At 41.8% G+C, this 19,413-nt stretch carries 24 protein-coding genes; 13 read left to right on the forward strand and 11 right to left on the reverse strand.

All coding sequences use genetic code 11. The features are described 5' to 3' along the window. Positions 1–56 precede the first annotated feature (56 nt). Positions 57–335 (forward strand): DUF362 domain-containing protein, encoded by a 279-nt coding sequence (locus tag DQN48_RS01875; RefSeq protein WP_013022688.1) that lies wholly within the window; start codon positions 57–59, stop codon positions 333–335. Positions 336–1,067: 732 nt separating this feature from the next. On the opposite strand, the gene rplS is transcribed toward DQN48_RS01875, so the two are convergent. The 6 genes from rplS to ffh form a co-directional block, all read right to left on the reverse strand. Continuing rightward, entirely contained in the window at positions 1,068–1,424 is a 357-nt protein-coding gene (rplS, locus tag DQN48_RS01880; RefSeq protein ID WP_013022689.1) for a 50S ribosomal protein L19, read from the reverse strand. Continuing rightward, on the reverse strand, positions 1,421–2,131 hold the full coding sequence (trmD, locus tag DQN48_RS01885; protein ID WP_013022690.1) for a tRNA (guanosine(37)-N1)-methyltransferase TrmD: 711 nt from the start codon (positions 2,129–2,131) through the stop codon (positions 1,421–1,423). Before trmD ends, rplS begins: the two co-directional genes overlap by 4 nt. Further along, positions 2,131–2,691, reverse strand: coding sequence for a ribosome maturation factor RimM (gene rimM, locus DQN48_RS01890; protein WP_013022691.1), 561 nt, complete (start codon positions 2,689–2,691; stop codon positions 2,131–2,133). The genes trmD and rimM overlap by 1 nt, the downstream gene beginning before the upstream one ends. Then, positions 2,684–2,926, reverse strand: coding sequence for a KH domain-containing protein (locus tag DQN48_RS01895; protein ID WP_013022692.1), 243 nt, complete (start codon positions 2,924–2,926; stop codon positions 2,684–2,686). Before DQN48_RS01895 ends, rimM begins: the two co-directional genes overlap by 8 nt. A 13-nt stretch (positions 2,927–2,939) precedes the next feature. Further along, complete coding sequence (rpsP, locus tag DQN48_RS01900) at positions 2,940–3,167, reverse strand: 30S ribosomal protein S16 (RefSeq protein WP_013022693.1); 228 nt, start codon at positions 3,165–3,167, stop codon at positions 2,940–2,942. Between the two features lie 65 nt (positions 3,168–3,232). Next, positions 3,233–4,570: a signal recognition particle protein gene (gene ffh, locus DQN48_RS01905; protein WP_013022694.1), complete on the reverse strand. Its 1,338-nt coding sequence runs from the start codon at positions 4,568–4,570 to the stop codon at positions 3,233–3,235. Positions 4,571–4,840: 270 nt separating this feature from the next. Here ffh and DQN48_RS01910 point away from each other — a divergent pair, with 270 nt between their 5' ends. Beyond that, complete coding sequence (locus tag DQN48_RS01910) at positions 4,841–5,254, forward strand: Fur family transcriptional regulator (RefSeq protein WP_013022695.1); 414 nt, start codon at positions 4,841–4,843, stop codon at positions 5,252–5,254. On the opposite strand, the gene DQN48_RS01915 is transcribed toward DQN48_RS01910, so the two are convergent. Further along, positions 5,242–5,826, reverse strand: a complete 585-nt coding sequence (locus DQN48_RS01915; RefSeq protein WP_407646380.1) for a phosphatase PAP2 family protein — start codon at positions 5,824–5,826, stop codon at positions 5,242–5,244. The genes DQN48_RS01910 and DQN48_RS01915 overlap by 13 nt on opposite strands. A 420-nt stretch (positions 5,827–6,246) precedes the next feature. On the opposite strand from DQN48_RS01915, the gene DQN48_RS01920 reads away from it, so the two are divergent. The 11 genes from DQN48_RS01920 (at position 6,247) to DQN48_RS01970 (ending at position 16,325) form a co-directional block, all read left to right on the forward strand. Continuing rightward, the gene (locus DQN48_RS01920) at positions 6,247–7,263 is read left to right on the forward strand and encodes a flagellar basal body P-ring protein FlgI (protein WP_013022697.1); all 1,017 of its coding nucleotides are present in this window, start codon (positions 6,247–6,249) and stop codon (positions 7,261–7,263) included. Positions 7,264–7,289: 26 nt separating this feature from the next. After that, positions 7,290–7,559: a Rod binding protein gene (locus DQN48_RS01925; protein ID WP_081441307.1), complete on the forward strand. Its 270-nt coding sequence runs from the start codon at positions 7,290–7,292 to the stop codon at positions 7,557–7,559. Continuing rightward, on the forward strand, positions 7,556–8,821 hold the full coding sequence (locus DQN48_RS01930) for a sensor histidine kinase (RefSeq protein WP_013022699.1): 1,266 nt from the start codon (positions 7,556–7,558) through the stop codon (positions 8,819–8,821). Before DQN48_RS01925 ends, DQN48_RS01930 begins: the two co-directional genes overlap by 4 nt. A 97-nt stretch (positions 8,822–8,918) precedes the next feature. Next, the gene (gene gdhA, locus DQN48_RS01935; RefSeq protein ID WP_013022700.1) at positions 8,919–10,274 is read left to right on the forward strand and encodes an NADP-specific glutamate dehydrogenase; all 1,356 of its coding nucleotides are present in this window, start codon (positions 8,919–8,921) and stop codon (positions 10,272–10,274) included. 60 nt (positions 10,275–10,334) lie between these two features. Continuing rightward, on the forward strand, positions 10,335–10,991 hold the full coding sequence (locus tag DQN48_RS01940; RefSeq protein ID WP_013022701.1) for an amino acid ABC transporter permease: 657 nt from the start codon (positions 10,335–10,337) through the stop codon (positions 10,989–10,991). Then, positions 10,991–11,647 carry an ABC transporter permease subunit gene (locus tag DQN48_RS01945; protein ID WP_013022702.1) on the forward strand — a complete coding sequence of 219 codons (657 nt, stop codon included), beginning with the start codon at positions 10,991–10,993 and terminating at the stop codon, positions 11,645–11,647. Before DQN48_RS01940 ends, DQN48_RS01945 begins: the two co-directional genes overlap by 1 nt. A 9-nt stretch (positions 11,648–11,656) precedes the next feature. After that, a complete protein-coding gene (locus DQN48_RS01950; RefSeq protein ID WP_013022703.1) occupies positions 11,657–12,391 on the forward strand; it encodes an amino acid ABC transporter ATP-binding protein in 735 nt (244 codons plus the stop codon). Between the two features lie 61 nt (positions 12,392–12,452). Next, positions 12,453–13,271: a cysteine ABC transporter substrate-binding protein gene (locus tag DQN48_RS01955; RefSeq protein ID WP_013022704.1), complete on the forward strand. Its 819-nt coding sequence runs from the start codon at positions 12,453–12,455 to the stop codon at positions 13,269–13,271. 47 nt (positions 13,272–13,318) lie between these two features. Further along, a complete protein-coding gene (locus DQN48_RS01960) occupies positions 13,319–13,807 on the forward strand; it encodes a hypothetical protein (RefSeq protein WP_013022705.1) in 489 nt (162 codons plus the stop codon). Next, on the forward strand, positions 13,807–15,639 hold the full coding sequence (locus DQN48_RS01965; protein ID WP_013022706.1) for a menaquinone biosynthesis decarboxylase: 1,833 nt from the start codon (positions 13,807–13,809) through the stop codon (positions 15,637–15,639). Before DQN48_RS01960 ends, DQN48_RS01965 begins: the two co-directional genes overlap by 1 nt. A gap of 11 nt (positions 15,640–15,650) precedes the next feature. Continuing rightward, positions 15,651–16,325 (forward strand): YggS family pyridoxal phosphate-dependent enzyme, encoded by a 675-nt coding sequence (locus DQN48_RS01970; RefSeq protein ID WP_013022707.1) that lies wholly within the window; start codon positions 15,651–15,653, stop codon positions 16,323–16,325. A gap of 121 nt (positions 16,326–16,446) precedes the next feature. Here the strand turns inward: DQN48_RS01970 and DQN48_RS01975 are convergent, their stop codons facing one another. From DQN48_RS01975 to motA, 4 genes are read right to left on the reverse strand one after another with little or no spacing between them, the layout of a single operon-like run. Continuing rightward, the gene (locus DQN48_RS01975; protein WP_013022709.1) at positions 16,447–17,343 is read right to left on the reverse strand and encodes a damage-control phosphatase ARMT1 family protein; all 897 of its coding nucleotides are present in this window, start codon (positions 17,341–17,343) and stop codon (positions 16,447–16,449) included. Further along, complete coding sequence (locus DQN48_RS01980; RefSeq protein ID WP_013022710.1) at positions 17,340–17,798, reverse strand: DUF3972 domain-containing protein; 459 nt, start codon at positions 17,796–17,798, stop codon at positions 17,340–17,342. Before DQN48_RS01980 ends, DQN48_RS01975 begins: the two co-directional genes overlap by 4 nt. Further along, on the reverse strand, positions 17,798–18,574 hold the full coding sequence (gene motB / locus DQN48_RS01985) for a flagellar motor protein MotB (protein ID WP_013022711.1): 777 nt from the start codon (positions 18,572–18,574) through the stop codon (positions 17,798–17,800). Before motB ends, DQN48_RS01980 begins: the two co-directional genes overlap by 1 nt. A gap of 3 nt (positions 18,575–18,577) precedes the next feature. Continuing rightward, on the reverse strand, positions 18,578–19,348 hold the full coding sequence (gene motA, locus DQN48_RS01990; RefSeq protein ID WP_111713497.1) for a flagellar motor stator protein MotA: 771 nt from the start codon (positions 19,346–19,348) through the stop codon (positions 18,578–18,580). Positions 19,349–19,413 lie beyond the last annotated feature (65 nt).

Here is a 19,413-nt window from a genome sequence, read left to right on the forward strand (position 1 = left end):
TTGTACTATACTTCTGGCCAGGTTTTTGGACCGAGAAAAACATTAAGGAATAGAAAATGGCAGTAAAAATTACAGATATTTGTATCTCTTGCGGATCTTGTATTGATGAATGTCCTGTTCAGGCGATCGTAGATGATGATGATAACCCAACAGGGGAGAGCATTTATTATGTGTATTCTGATAAATGCGTGGAGTGTGTAGGGCATAATGATGCTCCTGCTTGCGCGAGTGCATGCCCAACAGATGGTTGCATCGTGTGGAGTGATGCTGGCAATGTAAGGCGTGAAGAAATTGGTGCAGATCTTCGAGATGGAAGTGTCCCAGTGGTACAATGATTTTTCTATCACGCCTTGGCGTGATAGCCTCCTTTCCACTTGCTATTAAGTTACCCCATTCCCTTATCGATTTTTTTATCTTCTTTTTGATTTTCAAGTTTTTTTGTTCTGTTCTGATTGCTCTTGCATTTTTTGATTTCTGAATCGTTTCCTTTAAATCTTTAAATCTTCAAATCTTCAAAGTGGATTTTTCTTGATTTTGATTCCCATATTGGCTATTTGGGGATTATTCTAGGGATTTTGATGTTTGCCCAGTGCAATATCTTGAGAAAAAATATCTACTATGATAGAGAAAGAAAACAGTTATAACAAAGATAAAAGTCAGCAACGACAAATATAGCCACTGTAAAGAAGGAAATTACGAGGTGATCTGCAGCTAAATGGTGCTGGCATTGGATTTTCAGCATCAAATTTTTATGATCCAATGCTTTTTATTGTCAGAATTTTACTATGAGAATCCTACTGCTAGGCCTTAAAGTCATTAGAATTTTAATCAGGGGATTGGGATTCAGGGGGTATTGCAAGATTGCGAGGTTATGGGGTTATGCCATTGCAAAATTCTACTGCATAGAATATTTGTGGAATTGATGAGAATTAAGAGGTAACATTTGGGACTTTGAGCCTTGATTTTAGTCGTGGCTGAAGGCAAGTTAAAATTTTTGGAGATTTTTTGAATACAAAACTTCGATGAAAGCTTGAAAAAAGGGGAGTGTATGCGGGGCGCATACACGATTATTTTCTGAGCTCTTTGACTCTGGCGGCTTTTCCTTTTCTGTCTCTGAGATAATAAAGCTTTGCTCTGCGCACCCTGCCAATTCTCAAGACATCGATGCTCTGTAGGCTTGCGCTATAAAGAGGGAAGGTTTTTTCTACTCCTATGTTGTTAGCACCTATTTTTCTCACTGTGAAGGTTCTGTCTACTCCATTGCCGCGAATCGCAATGCAGAGACCCTCAAAATGCTGGATGCGGGTTTTTTCCCCTTCTTTGATTTGGATGCCGAGCTTGAGGGTGTCACCTGCTTTGAAATGAGGTACTTTCCTGTCGCCGATTTGAGCTTTTTCAAAACTCTCAATGTATCTATTTTTCATCTTTTGCCCTTCTTGTAGAATTTCCATAATTGGAAGAGATCTGGTCTAAAATATTTAGTTTTTGCTAATGCTAGATCCAGCTTTAAATCCTGCATTATACTATGATTTCCCTTTGAATACTCTGAAGGAGGAGTTTTTTTTGCATTTTTTTCGGATTTGATTTTGGATTTGGAAAAAACAGGCGCCTCAAGAAGATGTTGCTCAAAGCTTTCCCCTTGCAGAGATTTGGTATTTCCTAGCACCTGAGGGATTTGTCTAGCGATGCTATCACACAAACAAAGCGCAGCAAGCTCCCCGCCTGTGAGGATGAAGTCCCCGATGCTAAAAACTTCATTGGCATAAAGCTCGATGGCACGCTCATCAAAGCCCTCATACCTCCCACAGACAAGGGCGATGTTTTTTTTGGTTTTTGCCAGTCGCACCGCATCATTTTGGTTAAAGGCCTTGCCGCATGGGGTGAGAAAGATGATGTGATGAGTGTTTTTGATGGGATTCAAGGCTAGCTGCAAGATCTCAAGATCGATGATCTGGCCAGCACCTCCTCCAACTTGTGCGTTATCCACCTTGAAATGAGGAGGGGAGGCAAAATCCCTGATATTGGTGATCTGGATGCGAATGAGATTTTTTTCCTTGGCGAGTTTGAGGATAGACTGGGAAAAATAGGGCGCGATAATTTGAGGAAAGAGGGTAAAAAAATGAAAATGCATCAGCTAGTCTCCAAGATCGCCTTGGCATTTTGCGTGGTGATGATTTTTTTCAATGGATCTGCATAGAGGATAAAATGCTGCAAATAGGGGAGTAAAAATTCTTTGGAATGGGGAGGGGTTAGGCTTTGATGGGTCTTTATCACAAGATAGTCGGTGTTTGCGATGCGCAAAATATCTTTTACTATACCCAGGGTTTTGTCAGATTCTATAACGCTGCAGCCAATGATATCAAACCAGAAAAATTCTTCTTTTGCAAGATGGCAGAATTTTCTGGTATCCTCCAGTGTTGCATAGAGGATTTGGTTGGTGAAATGCTTGGCATATTCGGGATTTGTAATCTGGTCAAACTGGATGATTTGCTTTTGTGGGAGAAATTTCTTGAGTGTGAGGGGGATGTTAGATCTTTTGATGGGGGAAAATACGAAAAAAAAATGTCCATTTTGGAAAATCTCGGGAAAATCCGTGAGGAGTTGGCATTTCATCCCGCCATCAAGTCCTACGCTTCTCCCAAGTTTTGCAACTTCAATTAGTTCTGAGGGAGAGGTGGGGACATTATTCATCGATTGCTTTGGCAGATACGCGGTAGTTCAGCCCATTCTTGGCTTTGCAACCCGAAATAAAAGCTTTGATGGATGAGATCATTTTCCCTTCTTTACCAATAATCCTACCCACATCGCAATTGGCTGCAAAAATGACAAAATCATAGCCATCCTCAGTTTTGGTTTCTTGCACCGAAATGACTTCAGGTTTTTCTACAATTTTTTTCACATAGGCAGTCAAAAAATCTTGAATCATAGAAGAGGAATTCTTATTTGGTAAGTTTTTCAACACGCTCGCTCATTTTTGCCCCCACGCCCTTCCAATAGCTCAGGCGCTCTGCGTCAAATTTCACTACCACTGGGTTTGCTAGAGGATTATAAAACCCGATGGATTCAATCCAGCCACCATCTCTCCTTTTCCTAGAATCCGTAACGACGATGCGATAAAAAGGTTTTTTCTTTCTTCCCATTCTTGTCAATCGAATTACTGTTGCCATATAAACTCCTAAGGTATGAATTCTATTCTAGACGCCGTATTATACACAAAAACCCAGGTTTTTCACTATCTTTTTGCGTTTTGCATCTGCCCTATCATACTCATCAAATCCTGCATTCCTGATTTGTTGGAAAATCTTTTTGCAATCTTTGAGGCATTGTCAAACTGTTTGATGATGCGATTAATATCGCTTACCTCAAGCCCGCAGCCCATCGCGATGCGCCTGCGCCTACTGCCATTGAGCAAGTCTGGATTTTCTCGCTCCTTTGGTGTCATGGAATTCACCATGGCCTTGATGTTTTTGATTTCGCTATGATTTTCTAGATCTACGTTTTTGAGTGCGCTTGCCATATTTCCGATCCCAGGTATCATAGAGACAATGGAGCTTAGCGATCCTAGTTTTTTGATATTTTCAATTTGTGCGACAAAATCCATAAAAGTAAACTGACCTTTTTTGATTTTCCTGGTGAGATCTTTGGCTTCTTTTTGGTCGATGATGCTGGCAGTTTTTTCCGCCAAAGTCGCGATATCCCCCGCACCCATGAGGCGAGAAACAATGCGATCGGGCAGGAAAATATCAAAATCAGGGATTTTCTCTCCCGTCCCAATGAATCGCAGAGGTAGACCAATTTGATAGGCTATAGACAAGGCAATTCCACCTTTGGAATCACTATCAAACTTGCTTAAAATCACTCCGCTAACATCAAGTTTTTGATTGAAGAGATCTGCAGTGCGTACGCCATCTTGCCCGCTTAGAGAATCTGCCACATAAAAAATCTCATCAGGATTAATGGCGGCTTTGATGTCAGTGAGCTCTTGCATTAATGTATCATCGATGGCCAAACGCCCTGCAGTATCGATGATTAATACATCATATTGATGCCCCATGGCTTTTTCTTTGGCGCGTTTGGCGACCTCTATTGGACTCTTTGCATCTTGAACATGAAATACTTCCACTTCGATTTTTTCTCCAAGACTTTGTAGCTGCTTTACTGCTGCAAGACGCTGCAAATCACATGCCGCAAGTAAGACTTTTTTGTTTTTTGTTTTGAGATAGTTGGCAAGTTTTGCACTCGTGGTGGTTTTTCCGCTTCCTTGTAAGCCTGTCATCAATATTATGGTGGGAGGCTTGCTAGCAAAGACAAATCCATAATTTTTACTAGATTGCAAGATGGATAAAATTGCCTCTTGCAAAGAATCTAAAAAGTTCTGTTTTCCAATGCCAAGTGCTTTGGTCTTGCTTTGGACTTGTTGGATGATTTCCTTTGTCACCTTGTGGTGGACATCATTTTTGAGCAATGCTTTTTTGAGTTCATCTAACGCCCGATTTAGGGAATTCTCATCATCGTTGAAACGGATTTTTCCCACAATGTTTCTAAAGGTGTTTCCTAAAGTATCAAACACATTTTCTCCTTCATTGAATCAGTCTTTTTTTCGATCTTTGTTTATGATGTTTGGATTAAAAAATATTAAATTCTAACACAAAAAAACCAAGGATTAAGAATAAGAGTTTAGAATCAAATCTTGATCTTTTGCGTCCTATTGGGATTTTTAGGTCTTATTGGGGCTAACAAAAGTGTAATTCCCCCTGTTTTTTTGGGGTCTATTTAGAATTCTTCTTCTTGTTTTGCGAGAAGGGGCGTTCTCAAAAACTCAAAAATTAAGGAATCAATAATGAATTTTGAATCGCAACTGAAGAACAAAAAATTAAAAGTTACCCCCCAGAGAATGGCAATCTTGAATACAATTTACAAGAAGGGTCATATTGGGATCGAGGAGATTTATGACAATATCAAGAGAAACCATCCCTCGATCTCCCTTGCCACGGTGTATAAAAATATTGCTTCCTTGCATGAGGCAAATATTTTAAGAGAAGTCAAAGCGCCTTCTCAAAAGCAAAAATACGAGCTTGCCTGCGATAAGCACGTCCATGTCTCCTGTGAGAAATGCGGAAAACTCGAGGATGTTTATCTCAATCTCTCAGATATTTTGCATCAATGCAGCGGGGTGACAAGCTATAAGATCTATGATGTTAATGCCATTTTCATCGGTATCTGCTCTAGATGTAGAGAGAATCAAAATCTATAATGGATGTGAGCGGCGTATTCCATGCCTCCCCATCTATCCATTCCCACGCTGGGCAGGATTGTGAGATTGCTTTTGGGTTTGTATTTGGAGGTAAATAAGTAGCCAAGTCCCCAGGCGATCGCTCCTCCTACCATTACCTGCCAGATGGTGTGCTTGCGCGCATACACGCGGGATGCTGCTGTCACAAAGGCCAAAATCGTCACAGGAATTGCGGGCTTCCAGCCATAGCGATAATAAACAAAAGCAGCAGCGCTAAAGGCGCCGCCTGAGTGTCCACTTGGCATGCCCTTGTAGCTATCACAGCAGGGGCGCTTGGCAAATTCTACATCATAGCCCTTGTCATGCGCGCGCTGGAAGCTAAATTTCATGATTTGGATGACTCCCTGTGTGGCAAGTGCACCGAGCGCTAATTCTCCAAAACCGCGATAATCTCTCATCCCCAGCGATACTACACCCACAAATATGGGCATAAGTCTGAGCACATCTCCTATCTGTTGAAATGCATCTCTTTGTTCTTCCATGGCGTGTGAGATCTGGAAGGTGAGAAGGAATGCAAGAAATAGTTTTTTCATTTTGGAAGCCATCTCTTTGATTTTCAAAATTTAGGCCAGGATTATACTAAAAAATTAAGGATTTGATAAAAGAAAGATTCTTGGGTACTGCCAACTTATCTCAAAAAAGATCCCCCAAATCTCCTCTAAAAAATCGCTAAATTTTTGCACATCAGCACACCAGCGCTCATCAATCTGCCCCCCCCCACATCCCTGTCATACATTTACTGCGTCTACCCCCTAATCCCGCGCATCAGCACGTCAATGCACACAACCTGTCACACTCTTACAGGGGAAACGATGGGGTGAGAAAGATCGCTGCAAAAATGGCCCTTACAATTGCAGTCACAAAGCAGTTGCTGCAAGGTGCGTGTTGAAGTGGCAAAATGGAATGCTTGTTGCTTCCAGGCCTATGAAAATAAATCAAGGGTGTGGGAATCAATGAAAAATATTTTTGCATTTTTTGTGTTTTTTGCTTGTTTGTTTGGCGAGAAGATCGGAGACATTGCTAATATCGTGGGAGTGAGAGACAATCAACTCATTGGTTATGGCCTGGTGATTGGACTCAATGGCACGGGGGATAAGACGAGTTCAAAATTTACCATGCAGTCTGTGGCAAATATGCTAGAGAGCATGAATATCAAAGTATCTCCCAAAGACATCAAATCCAGAAATGTCGCTGCAGTAATGATTACTGCAACTCTGCCGCCTTTTGCAAGGCAGGGCGATAAGCTTGATATTCAGATTGCCTCCATTGGGGATGCCAAATCTATTGAGGGGGGGACATTGATTCTGACTCCGCTGAGTGCAGTGGATGGGAATATCTATGCTGTTGCACAGGGCAATGTGACCTTGGGTAGCTCAGAAAATGCCTTGAGCGCAGTAATTAGCAATGGGGCAACGGTGGAAAAGGAAGTGGCCTTTGATATCTACAATAAAAATGGATTAACCCTAAGCCTCAAGCAGACAAATTTTCAAAATGCCATTAAAGTGCAAAATATTTTAAATAAAACTTTTGGCAAGGGATTGGCAAAGGCAATCGATCCTCGCACCATCAAGGTGCTAAAGCCAGAGGGGCTTTCTTCTGTTGAGTTCTTAGCACTTGTGCAGGAGATTAATGTGGATTATAGCAATCGTGAGCGTATCATCATTGATGAAAAATCGGGCATCATCGTGGCCGGAGTGGATATCATTGTGCATCCTGTGGTCGTAAGCAGCGGGGATCTCACCATCAAAGTGATCAAGGATTTTCTCAATGAAAATGAGTCTGAAAAGTTGGATAATGAAGCATTGCTGGATAAAAAATATAATCTCATTAGCTCAAATGGCAAGCCTACTACGATTGCAAGTGTGGTGCGGGCATTGCAAAAAATGGGAGTGAAGCCAAAGAGAATGATTTCAATCTTAGGTGCGATGAAACAAAGTGGCGCAATTAGTGCAGAAATTGAGGTGTTGTGATGAAAGTAGATGTTTCTAATACTCTAATGGCAGCGCAAAAAAAAGATCTGAGAGTAAGGCCTAGTGAAAATGATGCAAAGCTCAGAGAGCAAACAGATGCATTTGAATCTTTGATTCTCAAGACTCTGCTAGATACCGCGCTAAAAATGGAGAATCCCCTCTATCCCAAGGAGGCGGGAAATGAAATCTATCAAGGCATGTATAAAGATACATTGGCAGGGCAGCTAAGCGGTGGATTTGGCTATAGTCAAATGCTTTTTGATTATCTCAAAGAACAGCAGGCAAACAAGCGGTGAAAGAAAAAAAACAGAGAAGGGGTAGAAAGGCTGGGAATCTAACAGCTGTAGTAACCAAGCTTAAGAATTCCCATTCTCCAGCAGCCAAAAATCTCATGACCTCTGCTGCTTCTGGGATTGAAAATCTTGCAGCAAAGAATTTCCCTCAAGATCCCCTATCCCAAAATCCTGCGGCACAAAATTCCCCACTTTTACAGGATGCACCCTCTGATGGATCGCAAAACCTTGATCAGGAAAATGTTTTTGATGCCAATCTTTTGCAAAGTTTTGATGCTAAGGATAAGCAAGAGCTGTTAGATTTGCTGAATGAATTTATTTTGCAGAGCTATAAGATTGAAAAGGAGTTCAAAGATTATAAGGCGCTGTATGAGTGGGTCATTGAGATCATGCCCCAGGCAATTTGGGTATTCAATGACAATAATTCGATTTTTTATCGCAACACCCAGGCTGAGCAAATCCAAGATATTTTGCAAAACGCAGGGAATTTCCCCCAAGAGCTGGACTACAAGAAAAAGACTTATTTACTGCAGGGTAATGTGCTAAAGGACAAACAAATCATCACTGCCACAGACATCACCGCACAAAAACGTCAAGAGCGTCTAGCAGCAATGGGGCAGATTTCTGCGCACCTAGCTCATGAGATTCGCAATCCCATTGGCTCCATTTCTCTTTTGGCTTCCACATTGCTCAAAAAAGTCGATGCCCCAATAAAGCCCATTATTTTTGAATTGCAGAAATCCCTGTATCGCGTGGAGCGGCAGATCAAAGCTACGCTATTATTTTCCCGGGGTCTGAATATCACCCGCCAACCCCATCATTTGAGCCAATTGCAAGAGGAGTTGGAGCATATCATTGAGCAATATACCTACACAAAAGAGATTTTTGTGGATTATGAGGGGTTTGATTTTGTGGGGGATTTTGATTTTGATTTGATGGGCATTGTGCTGCAAAATTTTATCTACAATGCCATTGATGCCATTGAAGATGGGGAGTGTCAAAGAGGTTCTATCAAAATCTGGACACAAAAAGAGAATGGGAGGCTGTATTTTTTTATCAAAGATAATGGCAAACCCATTGAGAATAAAAATCTTTTGTTTGAACCCTTTGCTACGACAAAATTTAAGGGTAATGGACTAGGTTTAGCCCTGAGTTTGCAGATTGTGGAGGCGCATGGGGGGTGGATCGCGCTCCATGATGAAGCAGGTAAAATTTTTCAGATTGCCATCAAGCAAGAGGCACAAAATGCTGAGGAAAATTCTTGAGTAGATCCGGGGTTTTTTTCAAAAAGTGTAGAGGTTTTTTTAGAAAAAATTTCATTTTCTGATAGAATAGATCCAATTCACTTTTCTAAGGAGCAGCATGAACAACTACGTAGATTCCATTATCCAAAGAGTAAAAAAAGAAAATCCCGACCAAGTTGAATTCCACCAAGCAGTAAGAGAAGTGGTCTCCTCTCTGCGCTTTGTGCTAGAAAAAGAACACAAATACAGAGATTATGCGATTTTGGAGCGCCTCATCGTACCAGATCGAGAGATTGGCTTTCGCATCACTTGGGTGGATGATCGTGGCAAGGTGCATGTCAATCGCGGCTATCGCATTGAGTTTAATAATGCCATTGGACCCTACAAAGGAGGATTGCGATTTCATCCCAGCGTAAGGCAGGGGATTATCAAATTTTTGGGTTTTGAGCAGATATTCAAAAATTCTCTCACCACTCTTGGTATGGGAGGAGGCAAGGGGGGGAGTGATTTTGATCCCAAGGGCAAAAGCACAGGGGAGATCATGCGCTTTTGCCAGGCATTTATGAATGAGCTTTATCGTCACATTGGCGCGCATACTGATGTTCCCGCTGGTGATATTGGTGTGGGAGGCAGAGAGATTGGCTTTTTGTTTGGACAATATCGTAAGCTTACCAATCGCTTTGAGGGAGTATTCACTGGCAAGGGATTAAATTGGGGAGGCAGTCTTGTGCGCCCTGAGGCCACAGGATATGGCGCTGTGTATTTTGCAGAAGAAATGCTAAAGGATCGTGGTGAGAGTCTAGAGGGAAAAATCTGCAGTGTTTCTGGCAGTGGAAATGTGGCCATATACACGATTGAAAAGCTCTATCATCTAGGCGCAAAACCCGTGACTATAAGCGATTCTAAGGGGATGATTTATGACAAAGAGGGGATTGACCTCTCCTTGCTCAAAGAGCTAAAAGAGGTGCATCGCGTAAGCTTGGAAGAATATAAAAAACAGCGTCCGCAAGCAGAATATACTCGCGTAGAAGATTATGAAGAGGATGCGCATGCTGTGTGGAGCGTCCCTTGTTTTGCAGCCTTCCCCAGTGCCACAGAAAATGAGCTCACGCTAAAAGATGCCCAAAATTTGCTGGCCAATGGTTGTAAGTGTGTCAGTGAGGGTGCAAATATGCCCTCCACTGCAGAGGCAGTGGATTTATTCTTGCGCGCAAAAATTTGTTATGGCCCAGGCAAGGCTGCAAATGCTGGTGGTGTGGCTGTGAGTGGATTGGAGATGGCGCAGAATGCGGGCATGCATAAGTGGAGTTTTGAAGAGGTGGATTCTCATTTACGTTCTATTATGGAAAATATCTTTCTCAATGCTTCGCAGACCGCAAAAGAATTTGGCGACCCTACAAACTTGGTGTTGGGTGCAAATATTGCGGGCTTTAGAAAGGTCGCGGATGCAATGATTGATCAAGGGGTGGTGTAAGCAAGGCACAGAAATTCATCGCATTCTTGCACAAATTTTCATCAAAGGGTATAAAAATCGATGGGGTTGGATTGGAGTTTTGTTTTTGCAAATATTCCCATATTTGCAAAAGCCCTTGTTTTGACATTAAAGATCTCTTTTTTTGGGATCTTAGGCGCCGTGATTTTAGGCATGCTGGTGAGCTTTTTGCTTTATTATCAGGTGCGATTTTTGAAAAATATTGCAAAATTTTATATCGAACTCTCACGCAATACGCCACTGCTAATCCATTTGTTTTTTTTGTATTATGGCCTTGGTCAAGTGGGGATTAAGATTGATGCTTATCATTGTGCGGTAATTGGGGTGATTTTTTTGGGCGGAAGCTATATGGCAGAGAGTTTTCGCATGGGTCTAGAATCTGTCGCCAAAAGCCAGATTGAGTCTGCCAAGGCCCTGGGGCTTAGCACTAGGCAAATCCTGGGCTATGTCATTTTGCCTCAAAGTTTGATCTATGCACTTCCTCCTCTAGCAGCCAATGTAATTTTTTTGCTCAAAGAGACTTCAGTGGTTAGTGCCATCGCCCTTGTAGATGTTGTTTTTGTCACCAAGGATTTGATTGGGACTTATTACAAAACTAAAGAAACCCTATTGCTTTTGATTCTCACTTATTTGATTGTTTTGCTGCCTCTGTCTTTGTTTTTTCTCTGGTTAGAGCGCAGATACAAAAGGATTTTGTAGTGGAAGTTTTGTGGGATGTGCATACCTTGCTTCGCATTCTTGATGGCATCAAAAATACGCTTTATATTTCTTTGGTAGCGATTTTTTTCTCCATTATCGGAGGGTTTTTGTTTGGCATTTTGATGAATAGCCCCTTTTTGCTACTTCGTTTTCTTTGCCGCCTGTATTTAGAATCCATCCGCATTATTCCCATCATTGCATGGCTTTTTATTGTGTATTTTGGCTTTTCTTCTTTATTCTCACTGAGTGCTCTACAAGCAAGTATTATTGTCTTTAGTCTCTGGGGTATTGCAGAGTTTGGAGATTTGGTGCGTGGAGCCATTACTTCCATCCCTCCTCACCAGACCCAAAGTGCTAGGGCTCTAGGGCTTAGCGCCCTGCAGATTCAGTTTTTTGTAATTCTACCGCAAACTCTTTTGCAGCTGCTTCCCTCAAGCCTCAATCTTGCCACACGTATGATCAAAACTACGGCACTTGTTTCATTGATCGGGGTGATGGATCTTCTCAAGATTGGTCAGCAAATCATCGAGCTAAAAAGCCTAGAGTTTCCACAAGTAAGTTTTTTTATCTATGGAGAGATTTTTTTTATTTATTTTGTGTTATGTTATTTTCTTTCATTTTTTGGAGATCGATTAGAAAAAAAACTAAGATTTTAAGGAAAGAAAATGTCTATAGTTTTGGAAACAAAAAAATTAGTCAAGTTTTATCAAGAAAATCAGATTGTGCTCAATGGCCTAGATGTACAGATCAAAAAGGGAGAGGTGGTTGTGATTTTGGGGGTGAGTGGATGTGGTAAAAGCACGTTTTTGCGCTGTTTGAATGGGTTGGAATCCATCCAAGGAGGGGAAATTTGGCTTGATGGCAGGCAGCTAGATCTCAAAAACGACTGGCATGGGGTGCGACAAAAAGTGGGGATGGTGTTTCAAAATTATGAGCTTTTTCCTCATATTGATGTATTGGAAAATGTCTTGCTTGCTCCACTCAAAGTACAAAAACGCCAGCGCCAAGAAGTGGAGGAAGAGGCCATTGTTCTCTTGACTCGCATGGGTTTGAAAGACAAAATTCATGCCATGCCAAAGCAATTGAGCGGCGGACAAAAGCAGAGGGTTGCTATTGCGCGTGCACTCTGCACAAATCCTGAGGTTTTGCTGCTAGATGAGATCACAGCTTCATTGGATCCAGAAATGGTAAAAGAAGTCTTAGAGATTGTTTTGGAGCTGGCAAAAGAGGGGATGACGATGGTGATTGTCACCCATGAATTGAAATTTGCAAGCATGATTGCAGATAGAATTTTGTTTTTTGAAAAGGGCAATATTCTTGCTAATCTTCCGCCAAAGGAGTTTTTTACACAATCTGGCAATGACAGAATTAAAAAATTTTTAAGCATTTTTGAATTTTAGTGCAAATGTGTTATGATGCTACCGTGATCCGAAGGGATCTTAATTTTATACGAGGAAAAATATGAAAAAATTCGCATTTTTATTTATTATTTTCATGACGATGATGTTTTGGGGTTGCTCCTCAGATAAAGAAAAACAAAGCAATTTTGATCTCATAAAGCAAAAAGGAGTACTTCGAGTAGGGGTATTTAGTGATAAACCTCCCTTTGGCTATGTTGATGCTAAGGGTGAATTTGATGGTTTTGATGTGTATATTGCAAAAAGAATCGCTAAGGATTTACTCGGAGAAAAGGGCAGGGTAGAATTTTATCCCGTGGAGGCTGCAGCCAGGATAGAATTTCTCAAAAGCGGGAAGGTGGATTTGATTATGGCAAATTTCACCAAAACCAAAGAGCGTGCAGAGGTGGTGGATTTTGCCAAGCCTTATATGAAGGTTTCTTTGGGAGTGGTGTCAAAAAATGGTGAGATCACCACGATTTCCCAGCTCAAAGATCAGACGTTAATCGTAGATCGTGGTACAACTGCAGATTTTTATTTCAGCAAAAATCATCCTGAAGTAAAATTGCTTAAATACGATCAAAACACTGAGGCATTCTTGGCATTAAAGAGTGATAGGGGTGTGGCATTGGCACATGATAATACACTATTATTTGCCTGGGCCAAACAAAATCCACCCTTTGCTGTAGGTATTGCAGAGCTGGGAAATCAGGATGTGATCGCCCCTGCCATTGTCAAGGGAGATGCAAAATTCTTGGATTGGCTCAATCAAGAGATCACAAAGCTTACCAAGGAGGGATTTATGAAACAAGCCTATGATGCCACTCTTAAGCCAGCCTATGGAAATAGCGTTGATCCAGACTCTGTGATTTTTGAAAAATAAGAATTCTTGGATATGATTGCAGGTGTAAATTATTCAAAGGAAACAAGATGAAAAAGATTATTTTGGGTTTAGTTTTGTTTACCAGCAGTGTTTTTGCCTTCAGTATAGGTTCTCTCCAAGTAAGTCCTGAAATCGGCGGAAATATTAGCTACCAAAATACCAAGGGCACGAAATTCACCTTTGGTGGTTATTCTAGGATATGGTTTGGCATTTCGCGTATTGTCATCGCCCCACAGGTCAAGTATGATGTGATTTATCAGGGCAAGGCTAATTATTACAACTTGCAAGCAGGTGGGTTGATTGGATTTGAGATGCCTGTGGTTCCCATCACTCCCTATATTGGTGTGAGCTGGTCAAAATTTTACAATATAGGTCTTCAGAATGCTGCGGCGTTTAATTATGGAGTGAAGTTTAATATCCCCTCCGTTCGCTTCCTTACCTTTGGTGTGGATGGTGTGTATCAAGCACCCAAGATCATAGGTGGCGGTCGTTTGGGAATGAATCGTATTGGCGTTACTCTTGGCGTTGAGTTTTAATGCTGCAAAAATTTCTTAATGTCCTGCAAGAAGCGGGGCAATTAAGGTTGATTGAGCAGCCCGTAGATGTTTATCTTGAAATTCCTCACCTTGCCTATCTTGAGGTAAAAAAGTCTGGTGGTGGCAAGGCCCTGCTTTTTACTCATCCCATCGACAAAAAAAACAACAAGGCTTTTTCCATGCCTGTAGTGATGAATCTTTTTGGTTCACAGGAGCGCCTGAATCTGATTTTTGGTAAGAGTGGTGATGAGATTGCAAGGGACATCCATCAGTTGCTAGAACTTACTCCTCCAAAAAATCTCAGAGATTTTTTTCAGAAAGCAAGGCAGATCTTTGCCCTGCGTCACATCTTCCCCAAAAAGCGTAGAATCTTTGCGCCAAGATCCCAAGAGGTAATTTATAGAGATCAAGAGGTTGATTTGTATGCATTGCCTATTTTGACCACATGGGAGCATGATGCAGCTCCCTTCATTACCATGGGGCAGATTTATACCCAAAGCCTAGATGGTAGGAAAAAAAATCTTGGAATGTATCGCTTGCAAGTCTATGATAAGAATCATCTGGGCATGCATTGGCAGATCCACAAAGATGCTCAGCATTTTTTTCATGAATACCAAAGGCATGGAGAAAAAATGCCTGTGAGTATCGCAATGGGAGGAGATCCCCTCTATACTTGGTGTGGGCAAGCGCCCTTGCCTTATGGGATGTATGAATTGATGCTCTATGGTTTTATCCGAAACAAATCTGCATCCACCGTGCGCTGCATCACTAATCCTCTCTATGTCCCTGAGGATGTAGATATTGTAATTGAGGGTTGGGTGGATCCTGGTGTGATGAGATTAGAGGGGCCCTTTGGAGATCATACGGGGTTTTATACTCCCATGGAGCCTTATCCTGTGATGGAGGTCACTGCGATCACAATGAAGCATTCCCCTATTTTTCCTGCCACGGTTGTGGGCAAGCCGCCATTAGAAGATAAATATATTGGCGCATTGACAGAGCGCATTTTTCTGCCATTGTTACAAAAAACATCTCATGGTTTATTGGATTATTATATGCCAGAAAATGGAGTATTTCACAATCTCATCTTTGCAAAAGTGAATGTGCAATATCCCGGTCATGCCAAGCAGATGATGCATGCTTTTTGGGGTGTGGGGCAAATGAGTTTTGTCAAGCATGCCATTTTTCTGGGAGCAGATGCCCCGGATTTCCATGATTTTGACGCCCTGGGGATGTACATTCTCAATCGCTTTGATGTAAAAAATATCATCATTAGCGAGGGAGTATGTGATGCACTTGATCATGCAAGCAATGATTTTGCATTTGGTGGAAAATTGGGACTGGATGCAAGTGGAGAGGAGTGCAAAAGAGATTTTTCTCTTTGTAATAATGAGGATCTATTATCAGCCCTGCAGGAGTGCATCCCGGAAGTCTTAGGCCTAGAGCAATATTTTGTGCAGAGTAATGCTCCTATTTGCATCGTAGGTGTGCGCAAGCAAAGAAATATGCTAGAGTCCATTAAATCCCTAGATGTTGCGCTTCTCAAATCCATGCGCATCGCGATTTTTGTGGATTTTGATAGAAATGATCTAAAAAATCCTTATATGCTGCTTTGGAGGATTGTGAATAATATTGATGCCAAAAGAGATGTCAGGATTTTGGGGCAGAGTGTATTCATCGATGCGACGGATAAAAGCTTGATTGATGGATATACCAGAGAGTGGCCCATGCAGACAGATTGCACGCCAAGTGTGCTGCAGACACTCAAGGATAGGGGGCTATTAGAGGGAGTTGATGAAGAGATGATGAAGAAATTTCAAATTTGTGGCTAGAGGATCATAAAATGCAGGGTCTAAAAAATAAACTTGATTTTGTTTTGCAAAAAATTGAGCGCGCCCGTATCGCATATAGCAGGCATCAAATCATCAAACTTGTGGCGGTGAGCAAATACAGTGGTGTGGAAAAAATCGCAGAGCTTTATCATTGTGGGCAGAGGGCTTTTGGTGAGAATAAAGTCCAGGATCTGCGCGAGAAACAACAACATCTTCGCTCCTTTCCCTTGGAGTGGCATTTTATTGGGAATTTGCAGCGCAACAAGATCAATGCCCTGCTAGAAAGCCGCCCTTTTTTAATCCATTCTGTGGATTCTTTGGAGTTGGCAAAAGAAATTAACAAAAGAGCCCAAAATCAAGTTGTGCGCATCTTGTTGCAGGTCAATAGCGCAAGAGAGGAGGGCAAAAATGGCATCTCCCCTGAAGAATGCATAGAGGTGTATGACCAAATCCTCTCTACCTGTAAAAACCTTAAACTTGAGGGCTTGATGTGTATGGGTGCTCATAGCATTGACTCCAAAAAGATAGAGCAATCCTTTGGTATTACAAAAGACTTGTTTGATAGATTGCAGGATAGAGGTGCCAAAATTCTCTCCATGGGGATGAGTGGGGATTATGAAATTGCTATTTCTTATGGAGCAAATTTATTGCGAATTGGTTCAGAAATTTTCAAAACTTCTTTTTGAGTTTCCTTTGCTTTCCCTGCGAGCAGGAATGCAGAAATTAGCCATCGATGAATTTCTGCAAAAATTCTGTAAGTCTTATGAACTTGTTTGTGATGTGGGCGAGCATATTTGAGGTTTTTTATCACGGGAGTTTTTTGGTGCTTTTTTCAAGGTAGGGAGAGGAAATATTTTGCTTAAAGATCATTTTCCCTATAGGCAAGGAGAGGAAATTGGCAACCACCTGGCATTTGATCTTAAAAAGAAAAAATAATGTATCTTTTTTATGGCTCTCCAAGCATTCAAAATTCCCCATTCCCTTGGCAATGATGAGATCGGCGCGATCAAAAATCTCTTGGATTTCTTTGGTGGCATCTTCATAGATAAAGCCTGGTGTGCACACATGGCTGCTTGCGATTGTGCAGTATTTGAGAAGATCTGTGCATAGGGGGTTTTGGGTGATGTCCTCTAGGGTGAGATCATTGATGATGGGTGCATGGCGAGTGAGATAGAGGATGTTGAGATCTGGGTAGAGGGTTTTTAGATTTTTGATTAGCAGCGTGTCAAAAATATTTTCTCCGGCATTATCGGCTAAATACAACAAGGTGCTTGCGCGCGAAATTTTCTCCCAGAAAGGTTCAAAGTCAAACCTTGCAAAACTGAGAGCAAGGTCCATTTTTTCCCATGAAAATTTTGCCTGCGCTCCATAGTCAATGACATTTCCCAATGCAGCAATCTTGATGCTTTCTTTAAGTAGACTCCTTGGCTCTTCTTGGCTAGGGGTACCAAGCTCTTGGAGCATTTGATGGGCTTTTTGTATGCAAGCTTTTTTGATGGATTGATAGATATCAGGAGTATTTGTAAGCTTGGCAAGATTTTCATAGATGGGCAGTGCGATTTTTGGGGGAGGGGATTTTTTCTGAGTGCAGAGGAGATTTTTGGTCTGCTCCAAAATTTCTTCATGATTTTCTTGTGGAAAGAGCTTGAGCGTGTTTTGGATTTGCTGGAATATGCATGCCTGGCATTCTTTGGTGGCATTCATGATTCTTTTATGATTCCCATATTTCCAATTTTCCCCCACATGAGTTGGTGCTTGCGCTTGAGGAATGCAATCTCCTCATCACGATTCTTAATCTCCTGTAGCAAAAGATCCAGACTTTGATCTTTTTTTTGGGCCTCTTCTTGAAGGGAGAGTAAAGTCTCTTTGAGCAGAGTATTTTCTTTTATGACATCTTCATTCTGTGTTTGTGAGAGGAGTTTTTCATAGAGAAAACTTAGGGTTTGAAGCGTTTGCTCAAAAAACATGGGTTCTAGGACATGGGAATTCATATCCATTGCGACGAGTTGGCTTTCAATCCTTTGCAAAAAGAGTTCAATGCCCTTTTTTATGGGGATGTGAGGGATGTCTTGGATGAGTGTTGGAGTGAGAGACTCCAAGATCTCCTGCTCTTTTAGATGCGTGGCTGCGAGGAATTCTTGTAAGGAAATTTGTGCCATTATTTTTTACTGCTATCAAGGATGGAATTTACATTTTTGACGCTATTGGGATCTGCCCAGAGGTAGATTTCTACGCGATTGTTTTTGGCGCGATTTGCAGGGGTATTGTTGGGCGCGATGGGGGAATTCTTGCCATAAGAGGTAAAAGAAAGCTGCTTTTGATTGACTCCTTGTTGGATGAGAACATTCATTACAGCCATTGCTCTTGCAGCTGCTAGGAGATAGTGATTTTTGTAGGGGGAATTGGGTGGGAGCGGTGCATTATCTGTATAACCCTTGACATTGATGGAGACTTGTGGGGGGAATTTTTTGATGACATTTGCCATATTGCGCAAATAATCCTTCATCTCATCATTGGCAAGCTCCGCACTCCCATTATCAAAAAGAAGATCTGAGGGGAGTTGCAGGGTGATGCCATGCTCGATTTGCTCTAGTACCCCACCCTCTTGGATGATCTGCTCTAATTGCACGATGTTTTCCACTGTTTTCACTGCATTAGAGTCTTGAGATTGTTGGGCCTTGTCTCCATCTTCTTGATCGGTGACATCGCCTGGATTTGGCGGTATGCGAGTCACGGGCTGGATGGTTTCTGGCTTGGGCGTTGCATCAAAGATTTTGATGAATTCTGTCTTTAGGGCCTCGACCTTGGCTTTGTTTTGCGCAGAAATTGCATAAAGCGCAATAAAGAGTGCGAGCAAAAGCGAGAGAAAATCTGCATAAGGAACCGCCCACTTCTCTCCAGCGGGGCATTCTTGTTTTTTTGCTTTCTTTGCCATAGTCTACTCAAATTGGGAGATTTTTGGGCTGCCTGGAGTGATGTATCCAAGAAGCTTTGCTTCTAGATTGCGAGGATTATCTCCATTGGCAATGCCAATCACCCCCTCCAAAATCACGACTTTTTCTTTGATGATGTCATGAGAATTTGCCTTGAGCTTATTGCCCCAAGGACCAAAGATGGCATATGCACACATAATCCCTGTAACAGTCGCAGTAAATGCTCCAGCAATCCCTGCTGCCATTTCTGCGGGATTGTCAAGCTTTTGGAGTGCAAGCATAAGCCCCATAACCGCCCCCACCAGTCCAAAAGTCGGTGCAGATTCCCCTGCTATTAGCCAGTAATGTGCAGCGCCATGGTAATACTCCTCTAACTGTTCAATCTGGATCTCTAGATCTTCTTTGACGGTCTTGCTTTCCTTGCCATCAATGATCATAGAAAGTGCTTCGCGCATGAAATCATCTTCTACTTGAGCAACCTTGGCCTCTAGCGATAATACGCCATCTTTTCGGGCTAGATTTGCAAATTCAATGAGCTGACGAATGGTTTCATTGAGATTGACTTTCGCACCCAGGAATACGATTTTTACTTCTTTGAATCCCGCCTTGACATAGTGCATATGCGTTCCTGTCATAGCAGAAAACAGGGTTGTGGGAATAATGATAATCACTGAACTGATATGGATGAGGTGTAGAGGATTCCCGCCCTCTAGGATGTCCCCAAGAGAAATTGATGCCAATGCCAAAAGCATACCCAAAAGACTTGTTAAATCCATAAAACTACCTAAAAATCATAAAAATTGCCCTCCATTATAGCAGACTTTTCCAAAAGTTCATCAAA

This window comes from Helicobacter mustelae (assembly GCF_900476215.1).
Taxonomy (GTDB): Bacteria; Campylobacterota; Campylobacteria; order Campylobacterales; family Helicobacteraceae; genus Helicobacter_H; species Helicobacter_H mustelae.